Annotated in this window: 16 protein-coding genes; 9 read left to right on the top strand and 7 right to left on the bottom strand. The window is 66.0% G+C overall.

Features of this window, described 5'->3' with window-relative positions; translation table 11 throughout:
- Positions 1 to 163: 163 nt before the first annotated feature.
- Positions 164 to 1564, bottom strand: coding sequence for an LLM class flavin-dependent oxidoreductase (locus BDO18943_RS00655; protein WP_043184262.1), 1401 nt, complete (start codon positions 1562 to 1564; stop codon positions 164 to 166).
- The gene (locus BDO18943_RS00650) at positions 1561 to 2826 is read right to left on the bottom strand and encodes an acyl-CoA dehydrogenase family protein (protein WP_175020758.1); all 1266 of its coding nucleotides are present in this window, start codon (positions 2824 to 2826) and stop codon (positions 1561 to 1563) included. The genes BDO18943_RS00655 and BDO18943_RS00650 overlap by 4 nt, the downstream gene beginning before the upstream one ends.
- 291 nt (positions 2827 to 3117) lie before the next feature.
- Here BDO18943_RS00650 and BDO18943_RS00645 point away from each other — a divergent pair, with 291 nt between their 5' ends.
- The gene (locus tag BDO18943_RS00645; RefSeq protein WP_175020757.1) at positions 3118 to 4356 is read left to right on the top strand and encodes an SfnB family sulfur acquisition oxidoreductase; all 1239 of its coding nucleotides are present in this window, start codon (positions 3118 to 3120) and stop codon (positions 4354 to 4356) included.
- On the top strand, positions 4347 to 4565 hold the full coding sequence (locus tag BDO18943_RS00640; RefSeq protein ID WP_175020756.1) for a hypothetical protein: 219 nt from the start codon (positions 4347 to 4349) through the stop codon (positions 4563 to 4565). The genes BDO18943_RS00645 and BDO18943_RS00640 overlap by 10 nt, the downstream gene beginning before the upstream one ends.
- On the opposite strand, the gene BDO18943_RS00635 is transcribed toward BDO18943_RS00640, so the two are convergent.
- Together BDO18943_RS00635 and BDO18943_RS00630 are read right to left on the bottom strand one after the other, a co-directional pair.
- The gene (locus tag BDO18943_RS00635) at positions 4559 to 4966 is read right to left on the bottom strand and encodes a DUF3224 domain-containing protein (protein WP_175020755.1); all 408 of its coding nucleotides are present in this window, start codon (positions 4964 to 4966) and stop codon (positions 4559 to 4561) included. The genes BDO18943_RS00640 and BDO18943_RS00635 overlap by 7 nt on opposite strands.
- Before the next feature lie 170 nt (positions 4967 to 5136).
- Positions 5137 to 6117, bottom strand: coding sequence for a helix-turn-helix transcriptional regulator (locus tag BDO18943_RS00630; RefSeq protein WP_175020754.1), 981 nt, complete (start codon positions 6115 to 6117; stop codon positions 5137 to 5139).
- Positions 6118 to 6226: 109 nt separating this feature from the next.
- Between BDO18943_RS00630 and BDO18943_RS00625 the strand changes: the two genes are divergently transcribed.
- The 4 genes from BDO18943_RS00625 to BDO18943_RS00610 all read left to right on the top strand — a co-directional run bounded on the left by BDO18943_RS00625 (position 6227) and on the right by BDO18943_RS00610 (position 9988).
- Positions 6227 to 6889 carry a glutathione S-transferase family protein gene (locus tag BDO18943_RS00625; protein ID WP_175020947.1) on the top strand — a complete coding sequence of 221 codons (663 nt, stop codon included), beginning with the start codon at positions 6227 to 6229 and terminating at the stop codon, positions 6887 to 6889.
- Positions 6890 to 7166: 277 nt separating this feature from the next.
- Positions 7167 to 8084, top strand: a complete 918-nt coding sequence (locus BDO18943_RS00620; RefSeq protein ID WP_175020753.1) for an acetoacetate decarboxylase — start codon at positions 7167 to 7169, stop codon at positions 8082 to 8084.
- Positions 8085 to 8126: 42 nt separating this feature from the next.
- Positions 8127 to 9371 carry a saccharopine dehydrogenase family protein gene (locus BDO18943_RS00615; protein WP_175020752.1) on the top strand — a complete coding sequence of 415 codons (1245 nt, stop codon included), beginning with the start codon at positions 8127 to 8129 and terminating at the stop codon, positions 9369 to 9371.
- A gap of 131 nt (positions 9372 to 9502) precedes the next feature.
- Positions 9503 to 9988, top strand: coding sequence for a MerR family transcriptional regulator (locus BDO18943_RS00610; protein WP_175020946.1), 486 nt, complete (start codon positions 9503 to 9505; stop codon positions 9986 to 9988).
- A 20-nt stretch (positions 9989 to 10008) separates the two neighbouring features.
- Here BDO18943_RS00610 and BDO18943_RS00605 read toward each other — a convergent pair whose 3' ends face one another.
- Both BDO18943_RS00605 and BDO18943_RS00600 read right to left on the bottom strand, forming a co-directional pair.
- Positions 10009 to 10692 (bottom strand): type 1 glutamine amidotransferase domain-containing protein, encoded by a 684-nt coding sequence (locus BDO18943_RS00605; RefSeq protein ID WP_043184272.1) that lies wholly within the window; start codon positions 10690 to 10692, stop codon positions 10009 to 10011.
- A gap of 132 nt (positions 10693 to 10824) precedes the next feature.
- On the bottom strand, positions 10825 to 11478 hold the full coding sequence (locus BDO18943_RS00600) for a TetR/AcrR family transcriptional regulator (RefSeq protein WP_175020751.1): 654 nt from the start codon (positions 11476 to 11478) through the stop codon (positions 10825 to 10827).
- A 99-nt stretch (positions 11479 to 11577) separates the two neighbouring features.
- Between BDO18943_RS00600 and BDO18943_RS00595 the strand changes: the two genes are divergently transcribed.
- A complete protein-coding gene (locus BDO18943_RS00595; protein ID WP_175020750.1) occupies positions 11578 to 13053 on the top strand; it encodes a coniferyl aldehyde dehydrogenase in 1476 nt (491 codons plus the stop codon).
- A gap of 67 nt (positions 13054 to 13120) precedes the next feature.
- On the opposite strand, the gene BDO18943_RS00590 is transcribed toward BDO18943_RS00595, so the two are convergent.
- Positions 13121 to 13738, bottom strand: a complete 618-nt coding sequence (locus tag BDO18943_RS00590) for a LysE family translocator (RefSeq protein ID WP_043184544.1) — start codon at positions 13736 to 13738, stop codon at positions 13121 to 13123.
- 67 nt (positions 13739 to 13805) lie between these two features.
- Here BDO18943_RS00590 and BDO18943_RS00585 point away from each other — a divergent pair, with 67 nt between their 5' ends.
- Both BDO18943_RS00585 and BDO18943_RS00580 read left to right on the top strand, forming a co-directional pair.
- Entirely contained in the window at positions 13806 to 14729 is a 924-nt protein-coding gene (locus BDO18943_RS00585; protein WP_175020749.1) for a LysR family transcriptional regulator, read from the top strand.
- 159 nt (positions 14730 to 14888) lie between these two features.
- Entirely contained in the window at positions 14889 to 15737 is an 849-nt protein-coding gene (locus BDO18943_RS00580) for a putative type VI secretion system effector (protein ID WP_175020748.1), read from the top strand.
- Positions 15738 to 15757 lie beyond the last annotated feature (20 nt).

The raw sequence follows: 15757 nt of genomic DNA, 5'->3' as shown, positions 1-15757 counted from the left end.
GCGGAAGCAGAACGGGAATCGGCGCTGCACCGGGTTTCTAGCGAGAGGAGCGGGGCGATCGGGCGGCGAGTCGGGCGAGCGGCCCGACACACCGGTTGCTGTTCATCGTGAAGCCGGCCGGTCCGCTCGCGGACACGCGGACCGACCCGCCGTCACATTCACGTCACGCGTAGGCCGCCACCTGTTCGGCATCGCGCTTGACCTGCTCGATGTCGCGGAATTGCGCGGCCGGATGTTCGTCCGGCAGCCGAGCCGATCCGCCGAACAGCTTCTCGCGCAGCGTGCCCGGCGCATAACCGGTCGGATACACGCCGCGCCGCTGCAGCTCGGGGACGAGATAACGCACGACATCCTCGAAGGTTTCGTGCGCAACCGCATACGCGAGGTTGAAGCCGTCCACGTCGGTGGCGGCGACCCATTCCTGCAGGATGTCCGCGACGGTCGCCGCCGAGCCGACGAAGACCGGGCCCAGGCCGCCGATGCCGCCCCAGGCCGCCAGTTCCTCGATCGTCCATGCGGTGTCGCCGCCCGCCAGATGCTCGACCGCCGACACGATCGCATTCGTTTCGACGCGCCGGACGGGATCGTTCGGTGCGTACTGGCCGAAGTCGATGCCGGTCCAGCCGGACATGAACACCAGCGAGCCGTCGTACGACACGTACTTGCGATATTCGTCGAACTTGGCCTGCGCTTTCTCGTCGGTTTCGTCGACGATCACGGTGACGAGGTTGTAGATCAAGACCTGGCTCGCGTCGCGCCCCGCGGCGGCGGCCTGCGCGCGCACGTCGGCCACGTAGCGCGCGAGCTGCGGGCGGGTCGGCGCGGCGACGAACACGCATTCCGCGTGCTGCGCGGCGAACGCCTTGCCGGGGCCGGACGCGCCGGCCTGGAACAGCACCGGCGTGCGCTGCGGCGACGGTTCGCACAGGTGGTAGCCGGGCACGTCGAAGAAGCGCCCCTTGTGGCCGATCTCGTGCACCTTCTCCGGATGCGTGAACACGCGGCCGTCGCGGTCGCGCACCACCGCGCCGTCCTCCCAGCTGCCCTCGAACAGCTTGTACAGCACCTCGACGTATTCGGCTGCGACCGCGTAGCGATCATCGTGCGTGCGCAAGCCGTGATCGCCGACGTTCTTCGCGCCGCTTTCGAGGTAGGACGTGACGATATTCCACGCGAGCCGGCCCTTCGTGTGATGGTCGGCGGTCGACAGCCGGCGCGCGAACGTGTACGGGTGTTCGAACGTCGTCGATGCGGTGATGCCGATGCCGAGATGCTCGGTCGCCATCGCGATCGGCGCGGCGAGCTGCAGCGGATCGTTCACCGGGATCTGCGCGGCCTGGTGCAGCGCGTGGTAGTTGCTGCCTTTGTAGACGTCGTAATAGCCGATCACGTCCGCGATGAAGATCGCATCGAAAATCCCGCGTTCGAGCACGCGGGCGAGGTCGGTCCAGTAGTCGAGGTCCTTGTACTGCCACGACCGGTCGCGCGGATGGGCCCACAGCCCGGGCGACTGGTGGCCGACGCAGTTCATCTCGAACGCATTGAAACGGATGGTCTTGCTCATTGTGCGGCTCCTGCCTCTGCATGCGTGCTTGTGCCCGTGCCGTTACCGACCTGCCAGACGAACGGCGGCGTGCGTCCGTTGATGACCCAGTCGCCGACGATCCGCGCCTTGTAGACGAGCGGATTGTGCGACGACACGGTGCGCGCGTTGCGCCAGTGGCGGTCGAGCGCCGTCGTGCTGCGGGTCGAGGACGCACCGAGCGCGTCGAACAGGCGCGTCGCCGCGCGCAGCACGAGGTCCGACACGACGAGCTGGCTCTGCGCGGATTCGATCTCGGCCGCGACGTTGGCATCGTGCTCGGCCGTTGCGTCGCCGCCGAAGTGCGCTTCGTAGGCCCGTTGCAGCGGCTGCGCGGCGCGCAGTGCGAGCGCGTCGGCCGCATAGGCCCACGACGCGATCTCGCCGATCACCTGTTGCAGCTGGGCATCGTCGGCCGCGCGCGGGGCGTTGCCGTGGCTGTACACGCGGGTGCGGCGGCGCACCAGGCCGGCTGCATCGCGCACGATCGCGTGGCCGATGCCGGCCAGCGTCGCGACGTGGAAGAGCTGGTAGAACGCGGTCTGGTACTTGAAGCGTCGCGCGAAGTCGATTACGTCCCGTGCATCGACCGTCGCGTCCTCGAAGCGGGTGGTGCCGCTGCCGGTCGTGGTCTGGCCGAAGCCGTCCCAGTCGTCTTCGCGGATCACGCCGGGCTGCGCGGTTGCGACGGCGACGATCACGTCGCTGCCGTCGTCCGCACGTTGCGCGAACACGTCGATCCAGTCTGCGAACAGGCTGCCGGTGCTGTAGAACTTCCGGCCGTTCAGCACGAGGCGGCCATGCTTTTTCGAGACCTTCGTGATGGTCTGGCCGAGCGCCACGTCGCCGGTTTCGGTCCACGCATTGCCGACGAGCTGGCCGCTCGCGAAGCGGTCGAACCACGTCTGGCGATCGGCGTCGGGCGGCACGTTCAGCCAGTCCTCGACGAACGCGAAGTGCCCGCGCAATGCCTGCGGCAGATTGGAATCGGCCGCAGCGAGTTCGGTCAGCAGCCGAAACAGCTGCGGCAGCGACGCGCCGGCGCCGCCGTCGCGCACCGGCAGCCGCACGGCGCCGAAGCCGGCGGCCTTCAGCCAGCCGATCGCCTCGTGCGGCAGTTCGCGGCGGCGTTCGCGTTCGGCGGTGCCGGCCGCGATGCGTTCGAAGATCGGCCTGAAGCGGCCGGCCAGCGCGTCATAGTCGGTGCCGGTGGAAAGTTCGGTTGCTGCGGGAGACGAAGTCATACGGGGTCCTTGAAAGGCGGGGCCGTCGATGCCGGCAGGCCAGTATAGGAAGCACGCTGCGGACGATCCAATAACGGATTCGTACATCGTTATCGCCACCGGGTATTACGCGGGCGAGGCGGCATGGCATCGATGCCTGGGCGTCGATATCGTCGCTGACGCGCGGTTTGCTGCAAGCGACGTGCCGCATCGTTTGTCATGCGAAGGAATATCGTTGTGCGAATCGCTCGGTTTGCCGGCACGCGGCGCGCTGCTAGATTGAATGTGTCCGTCAATCAGCAGGAGAGCCCGATGTCAGAGACGAGCGCCACGATTCAGGAACGGCCGGCCGATACGCAACCACAGGTAGCGCGCGTGATCGCCGACGACGCGCAGGCCATCGCGGCCGCGCATGCACTGGCGCAGCGGCTCGCGCAAGGGGCGGCCGAACGCGACCGGGAGCGCCGGCTGCCGCGTGACGAGATCGAATGGTTCTCGCAGTCGGGGCTGTGGGCCATCACCGTGCCGAAGGCGTACGGCGGCGCGGGCGTGTCGCATGTGACGCTGACGGAGGTGGTGAAGATCGTCGCGGCGGCCGATGCGTCGCTCGGGCAGTTGCCGCAGAATCATTTCGGGTTGGTCGACGTGATCGCGCTGACCGGCACCGACGCGCAGAAGCGCCACTTCTTCGCGGAAGTGCTGAGCGGCAAGCGGTTCGGCAACGGCTTTTCCGAGAAGGGCACGAAGCACGTGCTCGACCTGAAGACGCGGGTGCGCCGGGACGGCGACGATTACGTCGTCGACGGCACCAAGTTCTATTCGACCGGCGCGCTGTTCGCGCATTACGTGCCGGTGCTCGGCCTCGACGACGAGCGCCGCGCGTGGCTCGCGTACGTTCGCCAGCCGGCGCCGGGGCTGACCGTGATCGACGACTGGTCGGGGTTCGGGCAGCGGACCACCGCGAGCGGCACCGTCGTGCTCGACAACGTGCGGGTGCCGGCGTCGCACGTGCTGCCGGCCCAGCGCGTGTCGGATCTGCCGACGCTGAACGGCCCGCTGTCGCAGATCATCCAGGCCGCGATCGACGCGGGCATCGCCAGGGCCGCGCTCGACGATACGCTGGCGTTCGTGCGCGCGCGCACGCGGCCGTGGGTCGACAGCGGCGTCGAGCGGGCGGCCGACGATCCGTTGACGATCCGCGAGATCGGCCGTCTGCACATCCAGCTGCATGCGGCGGAGGCGCTGCTCGAGCGCGCGGCGCGTACGCTCGACGAGATCGCGGCGCGCGGCGACGTGACCGAGGACGAGGTCGCGCGCGCGTCGGTGGCGGTGGGCGAGGCGAAGGTGCTGACGACGGAGATCGCGCTGCTCGCGGGCGAGAAGCTGTTCGAGCTGGCCGGCACGCAGGCGACGCTGGCCGAGCACAACCTCGACCGGCACTGGCGCAATGCACGCACGCATACGCTGCACGATCCGGTGCGCTGGAAATATCACCTCGTCGGCAACTACTACCTGAACGGCGTGCGGCCGGCGCGCCATGCGTGGAATTGAACCCGTTGCGATCGTGGCGTTATGCTGCGGCGATGGTTGAATGCGTCGCCGCGCCCGAACGCATTCGCACGACCATGAGCGAACCCGGCAATGCCTTCGTCGAGGCGCAATCGCCGGGTATCGAGCAGGTGAATGCTGCACAGAGGGCGTTACCGCACCAGCGCGGCGACGCGATGAAGTCGCAGCATCCCCATAAGCCCGCTTACTGAGGCGAGTCAGGCAGCGTGTAGTCGAAGCGGTACGAATGCCGGCCGCTTTCGATGGTGATGATCATCGCGCCGGAGAGTCCCAGCAATTCTCCCGTGCCGGAGTCGGGCACGACGGTGATCGACTGCTGCGGCTGTCCGCGAGTCATGGTGGAACTGTGCTGCAGGACAAAGCTGCCGTGGCGGCCGCCCAGCACGCCCTGCACGGTTTCCATGGCCACATAGCCCGCCGAGCCCTGGATACTGCTTCGAAACGCGAGCATCTCGCCGTGACTGACGGCTTCGAGGTCGCCGTGATACTGCTTGTCCAGCGACATGCGACCGAGCCCGGTCTGTTCCGCGACGGTACTCAGGGTTTCCGGATTCAGCTTCACTTCAAACGGACCATTGGCCAGCAGGGTCATTGCAGCGCTCCTTGTCGAATCGGCAACCCGCACTATAAGCCAACCGGACTCGGGCGGATGACGGTCGCGTCGACGCGAGACATTGAAAGGTGCGACTTCGTACGTGACGAAGGCGCAGGGGTTCCAATGTTTCGAATCGCCGAAGCCTCATCGACGCAAACGGCAACGCTTCAATCGTCGCCTGCCTGATAAAGCGCTTTCACCTGCGACAACGCTTCGATGAATTCATCCTTGAGCGCCTGCGGCCCGAGGATTTTCACGTGTGCGCCGTACCCCAGGAGCTTCCGTGCGCCGTGCTCGATGGATTCGATGGGCATCAGGAACACTTTCCATCCCGGCGGCACCTCCGCGCTGCTGGCGTCCTGCGCGGCAGGCACGGTCTTGATCCGTGCGTTGGCCAGCCAGGTTTCGCCGCGCGGCGACACGGCGATATGGGCGGTCAACCGATTGAGCTCGGTCTCGTACCGGCTCATCGCGTCGCGCCAGTGCGTTGCCAGGTCGAATCGCGCGGGGCGCTTGAAGCGGCGGCGCGATGCGTCGAGTTCGAGGATATTCGCGACCCGGAACGTGAGTGCGCCGGGCTTGCCGACCACCCGGGCAACCAGGTACCAGGCGCCACCCTTGAGCACCAGGCCGAGCGGCTCGAGTTCGCGGCGCGACACGCCGCGCCAGCTCTGATACTTCACATCGATACGGTACGCCCCCCACACCGCATCGGCGACTTCACGCAGGAATGCCGGCGTCTCCTGGGCCCGGTACCAATCCACGGTGTCGACGTGCAGCCGGCTGGCGACGCGATCGGCGTGCTCGCGCGAGCCGGGCGACAGGCTGGCCATCATCTTCAGTCGCGCGGAGGTCGCCATGCCGTCGAGGCCCAGTTCGCTCGCGGGCCCGGGCAGGCCCGCCAGAATCAGCGCGTGCGCTTCATGCTCGGTGAGCCCCGTGAGATCGGTACGCCAGCCGTCACTCAACTGAAAGCCGCCGTTGCGGCCGCGATCGCCCCAGATCGGCACGCCGGCCGTGGAGAGCTGGTCGATATCGCGCAGGATCGTGCGCTCGGACACCTCCAGCGCGTCGGCCAGCGCCGGTGCAGTCATCCGGCCGCGCGCTTGCAGCATCATCATGATCGACAACAGGCGGCTCGCTTTCATGAGCGACACGTTACCTCAAATACCTGACATGAGATGTCATGTTATCGGGCTTATGCTTTGCCGCATTTCCGATCCGTTTCATCGACACGACATCACGGAGGAACGAACCATGAAGATCATTTCCGGGCCGCTGAGCATGTTCGGCGCGAAGGTCGAGATTGCGGCGCACGAGAAGGGCATCGACTTCGAGCTGGTGATGGTGCCGTTCAGCCAACTGCGCGGCTACGATCCCAAGCATCCGGACGTGTTGCGGATCAACCCGAAGCGGCAGGTGCCGGTGCTGATCGACGGTGATCTGGAGCTGTTCGATTCCACGCAGATCTTCGAGTATCTCGAGGATCTGAAGCCCGATCCCGCGCTATGGCCAGCGCATCCAACGGCGCGCGCGATCGCGCGTCAGCTCGAACACTGCAGCGACGAAGTCTATTTTCCGCACGTCGTCCGGCTGATGGGGCTGGAAGCGACGCCCGACGATCCGGCGGCACAGGCCGCGCGCGCGGAAGCGGCGCACTACTATCGGCGCATGGAGCGCGTGTTGGCGGATCGAGAGTTTCTGGCCGACACGTATTCCTGCGCCGACATTGCGTTCTACATGGCGCAGTTGTTCGGCGCGCGCAAGGGCGCACCGATGACGGACGAAACGCCCCGCCTGCTCGCGTGGCGTGAACGGATGACGGCGCGTCCCGCCGTGCGCAAGGTCGCCGGCGCGATGGCCGGCTATCTTGCCTCGATCGGAGAGGCGGTCCCCGATTTTCTTTGCGCGCTCGACTAGCTGCGTTCGATAGCGGGTGGAAGACGGCCTTCAGCCGCGATGGCAACTGAAGGCCGCAGTGGGGTGTTCGGCGTTCAGCCGCGGATGAACGCGAGCAGATCGGCGTTGATCGTCTCGGCGTTGGACGTGGGCATGCCATGAGCAATCCGACGCGCCCCTCTATTTGGGCCCTTGACCTTAAAGTTGACTTAAATCTTAGAGTGCTTGCTGACGGCAGTGAGTCAGCAGGCTTCGGGTGTTGCCTGCCACGGTCGATCATCGACGAGAGGCGACGAACATGGACAGGCGGTTTACACAGGTCGAATTCGGGCCGCACAAGGTCGACGTGCCCGAAGGCGGGTATTACGACCGGTTCCGGATGAATCCTGACCTCGACGAGGTGGCGCGCGATCCCGCGGCGGGGAACATCGATTTTTTCCGTCGGATTCCGAAGCGTCAGGTCGCGTCAAGGGTCGGCCCGACCTGGGCGCCGAATTTCTACTACCGTTCCAGCAGCATTCAGCTGCTGTTCCTGGCACCGCTCGAACGCCTGCGGACCACGCTGCCGGTGCCGCTCGAACCGCTGCGCGCGCTTCCCGGATACGGGCTGGCCGCGCTGACCTTCTTCTCGTATTCGGTGTGCGACAACGATCCGTATGACGAAGTGTCCGTCGCGGCGGTCATCCGCCGGCCCGGTGCAACCGGGTCGCATGCGCTCGAGCTGATCGATTCGATGCGGCGCCGGAGCTTCTTCGCGCACGTGCTGGCGCTACCGGTCACCACGGAAATCGCGCGGGTGCGCGGCGTGCATGGCTATCAGCTGCCCAAGTGGCTCGCCGATATCGACGTGAACCTCGGCGCCACCGCCACCGCCCGCATTGCCGGCCCGGGCGGCCGGCCGGACCTGAGCCTGAGCGTGCCGATGCCCGAGCTGACCCAGGTCGCGTCGCAGTCGCACATGGGCACGTCGACGATGATCAATCGCATCGACGGCGAATGGCACCAGACATCGGTGCAGACGAATGCGTTATCGTTCGCCCAGCGCCTGTTGCCGCGCAATGTCGAGCTGGTGCGACACGGCGGTCCGTTGAGCCAGCTGCTCGACGGGCTTGGCGCGTCCACCATCCTGCGTCTCGACGTAGTGAAGGATGCGCAACTGGTGCTGAACCTGCCGACCTCGTTGAAGGCCTTCGATGAACCCGGAAAGCAACGCTGACGCCACGCAACGCCGCGGCACGCCCGCGCGAAGGAACCGCCCATGACCCGGCCGACTCACGATCTCGTCGTATTTGGCGCCACCAGTTTTGTCGGGCAGATTCTCGCCCGCTACCTGTCCGAGTACCTGTCGGGTGCCGGCGAGACGCTGCGCTGGGCCATCGCCGGCCGTTCCGAAGCGAAGCTCAGGCAGGTCAGGGATACGCTGGGCGCGGCCGGGCAGTCGGTACCGATCATCGTTGCCGATGCGGCCGACGAAGCGCAGCTTCGAGCGCTCTGCGCGCAGACGCGGGTGGTCGTGTCCACCGTCGGCCCCTATGCGCTTTACGGGGAGCCGCTGGTCAGGATCTGCGCGGAAACCGGCACCGACTACTGCGACCTCACCGGCGAGACGCAGTGGATCAAACGGATGATCGACAAGTACGAACCGGCGGCCCGGCAATCCGGTGCGCGCATCGTTCATTGCTGCGGCTTCGATTCGGTGCCGTCGGACATGGGCGTGTTCTTCCTGCAGCAACAGGCGCGGCAACAGTGGGGCGTACCGGCCGCGCAGGTGAAGATGCGTGTGAAAACGCTGAAGGGCGGCGCGTCGGGCGGCACGGTGGCGAGCGTGATCAACGTCGTTCGGGAAGCGGCGGCGGATCCCGCGTTGCGCAGGGAACTGCTCGATCCTTATTCGCTGTGCCCGAAGGGACATGGTTTTACGGCACGCCAGCATGCGGTGCGATCCGCCGCGTTCGATCGCGACTTCGACGCGTGGATCGCGCCCTTCGTGATGGCGGCGATCAACGAACGTGTCGTGCATCGCTCCAATGCACTGGCCGGCAACGCGTACGGCAGCCGCTTCACGTATGACGAAGCGGTGATGACGGGCACGGGCTTCAAGGGCCGCCTGACCGCGGTGACGATGGTGGCCGGCCTTGGCGCGTTCATGGTGGGTGTCGTCATCAAGCCGGTGCGCAGCCTGATGGAGCGTTTCCTGTTGCCGAAGCCCGGCGAGGGGCCGAGCGCCGCGGCGCAACTGGCCGGCCGCTACGATCTGCGATTCTTCGGCCGCACCGACGACGGGAAGACCTTGCGCGTGAAAGTCACCGGCGACCGCGATCCGGGCTACGGCTCCACCGGCAAGATGCTCGGCCAGGCCGCGATCAGTCTCGCACTGGATTGCGTTGGCAATGGCGTCAAGACCGGACGCGGCGGCGGCTTCTGGACGCCTGCAACGATGTTCGACGAGCGCTACATCGAGCGGCTGGTGCGCCATGCGGGGTTGCGCTTCGACGTGATTTGAGCGCGTGTGCCGTCCGCTGGCTAGTCGACAGGAAGCCGATAAAGATCGGATTGCGAATCAACATCAGGAGACGACTGACAGTCACGACGGGGCAGATGGACGGATGTAGTCCGGCCGGGGAGTATCGGAACATGAAGATCGGGGAACTGGCGGAACGCACCGGCCTTACCCCTTCGCGCATCCGCTTTTACGAGCGCATCGGTCTGTTGACGCTCGTCGAGCGCGAAGCGAACGGCTATCGCACCTATCCGCAGGAAGCGGTGACGGTGCTCGACCTGATCACGGCCGCGCAGAAGGCGGATTTCAGTCTTGAAGAGATCCGCACGCTGATGCCGGCCGACCTCGCGCAGTGGCCCTGCGATTCGTTGCTGGAGGCGCTGTACCGCAAGGTGCAGGACATCGAGGCACTGGAGGCGCGGCTCGCTCGAATCAAGGCGCAGATCGTGTCGCTGATCGCCGACATCGCCGCAAAACCGGAGTCGGTCGATTGTGCAACCCATGCGAAACGATTGCTGTCGCGCATCCCGCCCGGGAATGCGGCGGATGGCGGCGAGGCTGCGACTGCCGCCGCCGATCGCGACGAAGCGGTTGTGCGCCGCCGGTCACCCCGCGCCTAGCGGCGCGCCGGCGCATCACATCACAGCAACGCGACGACCTGTTCCGCGGTCGCCTTTGCCGATTGCGGATTCTGGCCGGTCACGAGGCGGCCGTCCACGACGACGTTCGACGTGAACGGCAGCAGCGCCTTCTCGTAGCGCGCGCCACGCTGTTGCATCTGCTGCTCGACGTTGTAGGGCACCTTCTTCGCGACGCCGGCCAGGATTTCCTCCACCCACGAGTAGCCGGTGATCCGGCGTCCGGCAACCAGCAGCGAGCCGTCCGATAGTTTGGTGTTCAGCAGCCCGCAGTAGCCGTGACAGACCGACGACACGACGCCGCCGTGCTCGTAGATCTCGCGCGTGAGGCGCTGCAACCCCGCATCGTCCGGGTAGTCCCACATCACCGCATGGCCGCCGGTGAAGTAGATCGCATCGAAATCGGCCGGATCGATCTCGTCGGGGCGTGCGGTGGTGGCCAGCAGCGCCGCGTTGGCCTGGTCGGCACGCCACGCTTTCGCGGCGGCGTCCGCATGAGGCCATTTGAGCGAGCGCGGCTCCAGCGGCGACACGCCGCCCTTGGGGCTCACGAGCTGCTGCTCATAGCCTTTTGCCGCGAAGATGTGATGCGCATGGGTCAGTTCGGACAGCCACAGGCCGGTCGGTTGCGACGGATCGGCGTAGTGCGCGACGTTGCTCACGACGTGAAGGATGCGCTTGCTCATGATGCGGTTTCCCTTTCATCGGCCATGGGCGGACGTCGTCGACGCACCGCCGGATTGTCGGATGGCATTGCACATACCCACGACCTCGATACGCTGCCGAGGCAAACCATAACCTTTAAGCAAAGTCGAAGGTCAAGGCCTTTTCGTCCTGGCCGCCCGCGCGGGCGTGGCGGGCAGCACGAGTCCGTCCAGCAAGGTGGTCAGCGCATCTTCGATCGCGTGGTCGCCGACCTTCTCGCGCACCAGCCGCCCGTCGATCGCCAGCATCGTCAGGCCATGCAGATGCGCCCAGCAGGCGGTCGCCTGGCCGAGCGCGGGGCGCGGGCGGATCGTGCCGGCGCGCTGGCCGCGATCCAGGATGTCGACGACCAGCAGGAAGGGCGCTTGCACGCGCGGATCGAGATGGATGTCCGAAGGCTCCCCGGCATCCGCGGCAAACATCAGTCGATAGAGATCCGGGTTGCGCTGCCCGAACGCGAGATGGGCATAGGCGAGGGCGAGCAGCACGTCCGGTGCATCGGTTGCGGGATCGACGGACGCGGCGAGATCGTCGCGCAGGCGATCGAAGCCGATCAGTGCGAGCTCGTGCAGCAACGCGGCCTTGTCCGGGAAATGCCGGTACGGCGCGGAGTGGCTGACGTTCGCGCGCCGCGCGATTTCACGCAGCGTGAACTGCCAGCCCTGTTGCTCCTGCAGCGTGTCGAGCGCGGTTTCGATGATCGCGCGACGCAGATCCCCATGGTGATAAGCCTTCTGCCCGGCATCCGCATCCCCATCCGACGACATCGTATTGCTCCTATGTTGACAGGGAACACATTGTGGTCCTATGATCGGCCGCATGCAAGTTGACAGTGTCTACATCGACGCAACCTCGTGAGGTGCACCATGGCCGTTTCCGCAGAATCCAGCTCGAGCTTCGACCCGGCGGTGTTGCTGGCCCGCCAGCGCAACGCATTCGTCAGCGAGGGGCCGCCGAGCATGCAGCAGCGCAAGGCCCGGCTCGCGCGGCTGCGCGCCGTGGTGCTCGCGTATCGCCGCGAAGTGGAGGAAGCGGTCAGCGTCGATTTCGGGCATCGCTCGCGACACGAGACCGCGATCATGGAACTGGTCGGCGTGATCCAGGCGATCGACTATCTGACGCGCAACCTGCGCCGCTTCATGAAGCCGCAGCGCCGGCACGTCGGCATCTTCTATCGCGCCGGGCAGGCGCACGTGGAATACCAGCCGCTGGGTGTCATTGGCGTGATGGCGCCGTGGAATTACCCGTTCGCGCTCACGTTCATTCCGCTGGCCACCGCGCTGGCCGCGGGCAACCGCGCGATGCTCAAGCCGTCGGAGCTGACGCCGCGCACCAGCGAGGTGATGCGCCGGATGCTCGCGGAGACTTTCCCGATCGAAGAAGTCGCGGTCGTGCTCGGCGGCCCGGAAGTCGGCGCCGCGTTCAGCGGCTTGCCGTTCGATCATCTGCTGTTTACCGGCAGCACGCAGGTGGGCCGCAAGGTCATGAAGGCGGCCAGCGACAATCTGGTGCCGGTGACGCTCGAACTCGGCGGCAAGAGCCCGGCGATCGTCGCGAGGGGGCACGTCGATGACCGGACGATGTCCAGCATCGTGTTCGGCAAGCTGTCGAACGGCGGGCAGACCTGCGTGGCGCCCGACTATGCGCTGGTGCATGAAGACGACCTGGACGCGTTCGTCACGCAATACGATGCGGCCGTCGCGCGCTTCTATCCGGAAGGGCCGACCAGCCCGGACTACACGTCGATCGTCAGCGACCGGCATTACGATCGCTTGAAAAATCTCATCGACGAAGCCCGCAGCAAAGGCGCGCGCGTGATCGAGGCGGGCGTGAATCCGCAGCAGGCGGCCACCCGCAAGCGGACGCTCGCGCCCACGCTGATCGTCGGGGCCGGCGACGATACGACCGTCATGCAGGAAGAAATCTTCGGGCCGATCCTGCCGGTGCGCACGTATCGCACGATCGACGAGGTCGTCGACTACGTGAATGCGCGTCCGCGGCCGCTTGCGCTGTATTACTTCGGCGCACAGGACAGCGACTGCGCGTCGTTGCTCTCGCGCACCACGTCGGGCAATGTCGGCATCAACAACACGCTCCTGCACGTCGCGCAGGAAGACTTGCCGTTCGGCGGCGTCGGCCCGAGCGGGATGGGCGCGTATCACGGCATCGAGGGATTCCGCGCGATGAGCCATGCGAAGGGCGTGTTCGTGCTGGGGCGCTGGAACCTGCCGAGCCTGCTGCGCGCGCCGTTCGGGAAGCTCGCGGATCTGTCGCTGGCGGCGCTGCTCGGGCGCAGCCGGGATCCGGTGGGCGTGCGGGCGGGATTGACCGCGAAGCGCTGAACCGGGCGCGGGGCCGGATCAGCGCGTGCGATGGTGTCCTTGAAGCGCGGCGGCCCGGAAATTCAGATCAGCGCCCGCCGCGCGCGATGGCCAGCGCGACGCCGAAGCCCACGAGCAGGCAGCCGAAGGTGCGGTCGATCCAGTGCCGCAGCGCCAGCAGGCGATCGCGGACAGCCGTTGCGGAAAAACACAGCGCCACCAGGCTGAACCAGCCGGCATGTGCGACGGCGATGAACGCGCCGTAGCCGATCTGCACGATCAACGGCGTGTCGGGCCGCACGGCCTGCATGAACAGGCTGACGATGAACACCGTGGTCTTGGGGTTCAGCGCATTGGTCAGGAAGCCGGTGCGCAGCGCGGCCAGGTCGGACAGCGGCGCGACGCGTGTGTCGGGCTGCCCGTTGCTTGCCTTCGTCATGAGCATCTTCACGCCCAGGTAGATCAGGTAGATCGCGCCGACCAGCTTGACGGCATTGAAGAGCCACAGCGACTGGCGGATCAGCAGGCCGACGCCCAGCAGCGTGTAGCTCACATGAACCGTCACGCCGAGCCCGATACCCAGCGCGGTGAGCACGCCCGAGCGGCGAGACAGCATCAGGCTGTTGCGCGTGACCATTGCGAAGTCCGGGCCCGGGCTGATCACGGCCAGCAGCGTGATGGTGACTACGACTATCAGTTCGGTCATCGTCTTGTCCTTGCGATTGATGGCTTGATGACGCAATCTTATGGGTCACGTTACATCGGGAAAAGCGATGATTTCTGACCAGAATGGTGAGATTGACTCACAATCCGTTCGCGCCAGCCTGCCGTCGCTGATGGCCTTGCGTTGCTTCGAGGCGGCGGCGCGTCACGAGAATTTCAGCCGTGCCGCCGACGAGCTGTGCCTGACTCATGGCGCGGTCAGCCGCGCGGTGCGGCTGCTCGAGGATGACCTGGGTGTGGCGCTGTTCCAGCGGCGCAGCCGTCGCGTCTTCCTGACCGATGCGGGCCGCAAGCTGGCGCAGGCCGTCCATGATGGGCTGGGCCTGATGCGTCACGCCGCGCACGAATTGCGCACCGAAGCCGCCCGGGCGCGGCGCTGGGTCCTGTCATGCGAGCCGACGCTGCTGATGCGCTGGCTGATTCCGCGCTGGCCGGATTTTCAGGCGCGGCATACGGGCGTCGACATTCACCTGGCTGCCGCGGGCGGCCCGTTTTCATTCGACAGCGGCATCGACATGGCGATTCGACGCAATGACTTTGCGTGGCCAGCGGGGTATCACGCGGAGCGTCTGTTCGCAGAGCGGGTCGGGCCGGTTTGCCGGCCAGATAAAGTCGATGCGTGGTGTGCCACGCGTCGTGGTGATCGCTCGTTGAAGAAGGACACTCCGCCATTGCATACGCGGACACGCCCGGACGCGTGGAAGGAATGGTCGGTAGCGGCGAATCAGCCCGTCACAGGCGGGCGCGGGCAGACGTTCGACCATTTCTACTTCAGCCTGCAGGCGGCCGTCGCGGGGCTCGGTGTCGCGATCGGCCCGTGGCACCTCGTTCGCGACGACATCGAAAGCGGTGTGCTGGTCGCGCCGCTCGGATTCGTCGAGGATGGTTCGCATTACTGCTTGTTGACGCCGGAACCGGTGGCGGCCGGGAGTGAGCAGGCGGATTTGCTCGGGTGGTTGAGGGCGATGGTTTGAGGGAGCGGGCGGCTGAATGGACATTCACGGGTGACGCAAAACGGCGCAGGCATCTTCCGGGCAATGGCACAATTTCGACGCGCGTGCGCCGACGAGACGCCACGACAGACGAGCGCCCCCGCGCCATATCGGGTGGATCGTCACTTCATGGAGCGGCTGATGGAAGACGAACTGCAGGCATTGATCGCGGCCCGGCGCGCAGCCGGGAAACCGGAAGGCCAGGTGCCGGGGTGGAAGGACAATCTGGTTCTGTTGGAGGGCACGTTGGCCCGTGTGTCGAAAAAGCGCGCGGCGGCCCCGCCTCAGATACCTCCGCCGCCAGCGGGCGTCGTGGGGGCGACCGCGATTGCGGCGACGTTGCTGGGCATGGGCGACCAGGCGCGGGTGATGGTCGATGCGACCGACGGATCGAGCTGGAAAGACGAAGCGGACTGGGTGGAGTTCGAGATGGACGGCAATCATTTTCACGGTGTGCTGTGGATGATGCCGATGCGCAGTGGAGAGGCGGTCAAGGTCGTCGCCGAAAAAATCGGCGAGCACCGCTATTTCGCCTATGCGGTCCAGCGCGATTCGGACGCCGTGGTGTCGATCTATCCGAATGCGATCATGGGTACGAAGGCGCGTGGCCGATTCGAGCGGAAGGGCACGCTGGGGTTCTTCGTGTTCGTGGAGTTGATCATGGCCGTCTTCCTGGGGATCAACTTATTTCGTGGCGAAGGCAGCATCGGCGACTTCGCGATCATGATGGGAGGGGCACTGGTCGCAGGTGCCATCGTCATGATGTTTTTTTACTTCCTGGGGAAATGGAAGTTCCGCAACAGCATCGAAGATGAACTGGCCGAGTGCATCTTCCGGGCGTTCGGCTGGCCCGATCCGCAGAATTTCAATTTGCGAAAGGTCTCTCGATGGCCGAATCGGGCGCGGCCGAACGAGGATCTTCCGACCTCCGATCCTTACTGGTACTTCAACCTGAGTTATTTCAGGTACGAGCCGTCGCCGCACGCGTGACAGGACGATCGGACGCCCGC

This window comes from Burkholderia aenigmatica (assembly GCF_902499175.1).
In the GTDB taxonomy this organism is placed as follows: domain Bacteria; phylum Pseudomonadota; class Gammaproteobacteria; order Burkholderiales; family Burkholderiaceae; genus Burkholderia; species Burkholderia aenigmatica.
The sequence above is the reverse complement of the archived record's forward strand: the minus strand, read 5'-3'. Positions and strand labels throughout refer to the sequence as shown.

What these genes read in the sequence shown, in the direction of transcription:
- BDO18943_RS00655 (WP_043184262.1), bottom strand. Translation starts at nt 1,564, where the DNA reads ATGAGCAAGACCATCCGTTTCAATGCGTTCGAGATGAACTGCGTCGGC.
- BDO18943_RS00650 (WP_175020758.1), bottom strand. Translation starts at nt 2,826, where the DNA reads ATGACTTCGTCTCCCGCAGCAACCGAACTTTCCACCGGCACCGACTAT.
- BDO18943_RS00645 (WP_175020757.1), top strand. Translation starts at nt 3,118, where the DNA reads ATGTCAGAGACGAGCGCCACGATTCAGGAACGGCCGGCCGATACGCAA.
- BDO18943_RS00635 (WP_175020755.1), bottom strand. Translation starts at nt 4,966, where the DNA reads ATGACCCTGCTGGCCAATGGTCCGTTTGAAGTGAAGCTGAATCCGGAA.
- BDO18943_RS00630 (WP_175020754.1), bottom strand. Translation starts at nt 6,117, where the DNA reads ATGAAAGCGAGCCGCCTGTTGTCGATCATGATGATGCTGCAAGCGCGC.
- BDO18943_RS00625 (WP_175020947.1), top strand. Translation starts at nt 6,227, where the DNA reads ATGAAGATCATTTCCGGGCCGCTGAGCATGTTCGGCGCGAAGGTCGAG.
- BDO18943_RS00620 (WP_175020753.1), top strand. Translation starts at nt 7,167, where the DNA reads ATGGACAGGCGGTTTACACAGGTCGAATTCGGGCCGCACAAGGTCGAC.
- BDO18943_RS00615 (WP_175020752.1), top strand. Translation starts at nt 8,127, where the DNA reads ATGACCCGGCCGACTCACGATCTCGTCGTATTTGGCGCCACCAGTTTT.
- BDO18943_RS00610 (WP_175020946.1), top strand. Translation starts at nt 9,503, where the DNA reads ATGAAGATCGGGGAACTGGCGGAACGCACCGGCCTTACCCCTTCGCGC.
- BDO18943_RS00605 (WP_043184272.1), bottom strand. Translation starts at nt 10,692, where the DNA reads ATGAGCAAGCGCATCCTTCACGTCGTGAGCAACGTCGCGCACTACGCC.
- BDO18943_RS00600 (WP_175020751.1), bottom strand. Translation starts at nt 11,478, where the DNA reads ATGTCGTCGGATGGGGATGCGGATGCCGGGCAGAAGGCTTATCACCAT.
- BDO18943_RS00595 (WP_175020750.1), top strand. Translation starts at nt 11,578, where the DNA reads ATGGCCGTTTCCGCAGAATCCAGCTCGAGCTTCGACCCGGCGGTGTTG.
- BDO18943_RS00590 (WP_043184544.1), bottom strand. Translation starts at nt 13,738, where the DNA reads ATGACCGAACTGATAGTCGTAGTCACCATCACGCTGCTGGCCGTGATC.
- BDO18943_RS00585 (WP_175020749.1), top strand. Translation starts at nt 13,806, where the DNA reads ATGATTTCTGACCAGAATGGTGAGATTGACTCACAATCCGTTCGCGCC.
- BDO18943_RS00580 (WP_175020748.1), top strand. Translation starts at nt 14,889, where the DNA reads ATGGAAGACGAACTGCAGGCATTGATCGCGGCCCGGCGCGCAGCCGGG.